This is a genomic window from Sediminispirochaeta bajacaliforniensis DSM 16054, from assembly GCF_000378205.1.
Classification (GTDB): domain Bacteria; phylum Spirochaetota; class Spirochaetia; order DSM-16054; family Sediminispirochaetaceae; genus Sediminispirochaeta; species Sediminispirochaeta bajacaliforniensis.
Window position 1 is genome coordinate 1 of sequence record NZ_KB899464.1, and the last position, 2,988, is coordinate 2,988.

General features: G+C 34.9%; 4 protein-coding genes. All 4 read right to left on the reverse strand.

Features of this window, described 5'->3' with window-relative positions:
- Nucleotides 1–231: 231 nt before the first annotated feature.
- Nucleotides 232–879: a DUF2971 domain-containing protein gene (locus tag F459_RS0121810; protein WP_169517977.1), complete on the reverse strand. Its 648-nt coding sequence runs from the start codon at nucleotides 877–879 to the stop codon at nucleotides 232–234.
- Between the two features lie 143 nt (nucleotides 880–1,022).
- On the reverse strand, nucleotides 1,023–1,457 hold the full coding sequence (locus F459_RS23450; protein ID WP_020614760.1) for a CC0125/CC1285 family lipoprotein: 435 nt from the start codon (nucleotides 1,455–1,457) through the stop codon (nucleotides 1,023–1,025).
- A gap of 363 nt (nucleotides 1,458–1,820) precedes the next feature.
- Nucleotides 1,821–2,423: a transglutaminase domain-containing protein gene (locus F459_RS0121820; RefSeq protein WP_020614761.1), complete on the reverse strand. Its 603-nt coding sequence runs from the start codon at nucleotides 2,421–2,423 to the stop codon at nucleotides 1,821–1,823.
- Between the two features lie 123 nt (nucleotides 2,424–2,546).
- On the reverse strand, nucleotides 2,547–2,879 hold the full coding sequence (locus F459_RS0121825; protein WP_020614762.1) for a hypothetical protein: 333 nt from the start codon (nucleotides 2,877–2,879) through the stop codon (nucleotides 2,547–2,549).
- Between the last annotated feature and the right edge of the window lie 109 nt (nucleotides 2,880–2,988).

Here is a 2,988-nt window from a genome sequence, read left to right on the forward strand (position 1 = left end):
GAAGATTGGAGCCGTTGGCTTCTAAAGATTTTTGCCGGAACTCTGCAATTTAACTCCGATGAAAAACTGCAATTTCATTCCGGTGTTGACAATAACAAAAGACTGGCACTTCAAGGGTATAAAAGGCATGATTATTGAGCGGTATCCATGACAGGAGATGAGTAATAGGGATATTCGGGGCAAAGGCGATTTATAGGCCGTGACAAAAGATTTGTCAGATTGAAGCGATTGTTAGATCGCAATTTGGCGGTATTCGATTTTATCATTGCTTACCACCATTTTACCAACTTCAAATTTGAACAGTTTACATAGAGCAATGATACTTTTGATGTCAGTCTCTGCTGCGTTTTCAGCGATGACAATTCTTTCGACAAGTGGCTGAATCTCAATAGCAAAGCCCTGATTATCGTTATTTATCACAAATCGGTATTCATTTTCTCCTGAGTAGTATGTCGCCTTGTTAAAGAAAAGACTATGAAACAAGTGTTTGAATACCATATCTTTGTAACCATCTTGATCAAACGAAGACATTAGTACATGCTCATAATTTTTCAATTCATTATATTCGACTTTTCCATAGTCAGAAATACCCTCTTTAACATCCTTCTTAAAAGCATCAATGGTCTTCTCCTTATTTACAACTATGCAACACCCTTTGTGGGATTTGCCGTAATGGGACCACATCTTCAGATCAGTTAGCGGCTGAACAGTCTCGTTTCTTTTGTTCACGTTATCGAAGAAGCAAAGGATGTTTGTCAGATCAACGCGCGAATTGAAGTATCCAAGATACTTGGCTGCAGGAGCCGTTTGAGGAATTTGAGGAACCCAATCTGAATAATTTCTGTACCTCCTTCGTTCAAAAGGATCGTCAAGGTTCATTGATCGTGAAAATCGTAATTCGTTGGAAAGAATAATCTTGAGGAGGTTTTCGCAACCAGTGAAATGATACAGCATTTTTTCCTACTTACCTGTCAATCTAACGCCAATTGAGCTGCATGACGTATTGAAAGGATTTTTACAAGCTATAATCCTACTCTGGGGCCAACAGCATCTATGATTTCCTGAGCTGAAACGCCATCTGTCATATGTGTCATTTCAATAATCATAACAAAATAGTCATTGGTGATCGTATTAACGTTGCCATAAGAATCAACGTTGGCTCTACGGATACGTTCATCACTTGTCGAGTCCAATACATAGAAATATTCAAAGTCGTTTTGAAGCGATAAATCGGCAGCACGTACCATTGCAATATCTTGTACGCGTTGTTTGCTTGTGAATCCGTTCCCACGAACCTCAATTCGATATCGGTTTTGTCCAAGAGGCAAATCGGTGTAACCGCCACCGAATCCTTCCGATTTGTAGATAGTAACACAACCGAGCAACAAGAAAAGGTGGGCAGGAATAACTATGAACAGGATCTTCATGTGACATCTTTTTTCCCCTTTTGCAGTCATGATCTAACCTTCTTCCTCAGTAAAATCGTAAACGATAAATCTTACTTGATTGAATTATACCATACTTTTGCAAATCAGAGCTTTTGCATTCAAACCAAGCTTTCTTTTTCACCCCATTAAATAACTACAAACCATGACAGTAGCCATGTCTGCTCCAACTGGAAGTTATATGTAATCTCTTATATTCATTAATTTTATAGCCTCATTATTCTAAATTTTTTCTTTTTTTATTATCAATCATTCAGTCCTTAATAATTTAAAATTTTCAAGTGATATATAAGCATCGGTCAGTAGCCAACCTGGAGCATATGGATAATGCGTAACTACAAAAATATTTGGTTCTGTAAATAGAAAATCAGTAGACTACTTTTGTATGAACTTATTACTTTTTACGTATCCTGCATTCCACGTTACATCAACGAGATAATATGCACCATTGATTTTTACACTATTCCATGCATGTCTGACAAATATTTTTTTCTCTCCAATAGCATACTTACTATTCCCCTTTGTTAATCCAGATATTATGGCTGACGCGAATCCAGCTTTATATACCATATAATGGAATAGAGCAGCGTATCCTCCACACACAGCTTTCTTATATCGTAACGTAACAAAATAATCTTCTAACTTTATATTTCCTTCATTATAAGCGTCTACGTCATATTCTATATTTAAACAAATCCAATCATGAATTGATTTTATTTTCAAAAAATCATCATTGGTCCACTCTGTTAAATAATTAATAAGTTCATCGATATACTTCAATGGAGCAGTATCTATACCGTTCTTTAATTCTTCAGGAATATCCAATACTATTTGTAAAGGCAATTCAGTTCTATACTTATTTGTAGCAACAACTAAGTTGTTTTCATTCAAGTTGAAATACTTATAATTATCCTCATTTTCAGAATAAAGAGTAAATACAGAAAAATACACTATTAAACATATTACGTATTTTTTCATTTCTCCTCACATATTCTATTATTTTAAATACAAAAATATATCCATTCATTTGATAGAAAATAAATCGTCTCTTTTAGTATATTTTTTACTCTCTTGGTTCTCGTCATTTAATCACTTTTCCACTTAAAAAGTCACTGAACCATAATTTTCATAATGCCAAATTGTCATGTCTCCTCCGTCATTTCGTTGTGGTTCACCAAGTATATTGCGAACATCATCAATGCTCATTATAGTAGATATTATTCTCCAATTTCTAACTGATTTCCAACCTTCATGAATTTTAGCCAATATATCAGATTCACTTGAGTTGATCATCATAGTCTCTATTTTAGATATTCGATTCTTTAATTCCTGAAGATCACGTTCTAACTGATCAATTTTTTCATTATCCTCTGCGTACAAATTGCAGACGTTAACAATCAATGGTATTAGAATTATTTTGATAGTTTTTTTCATAGTCTCCTCCTTACATTGGAGTGCCCCACGAAAAGTAGACAATCCAACTATGCAGCTAATTCCAATTGTTCTTCGTATTCAGCAGGGCTAACATAGCCCAATGCTGAAT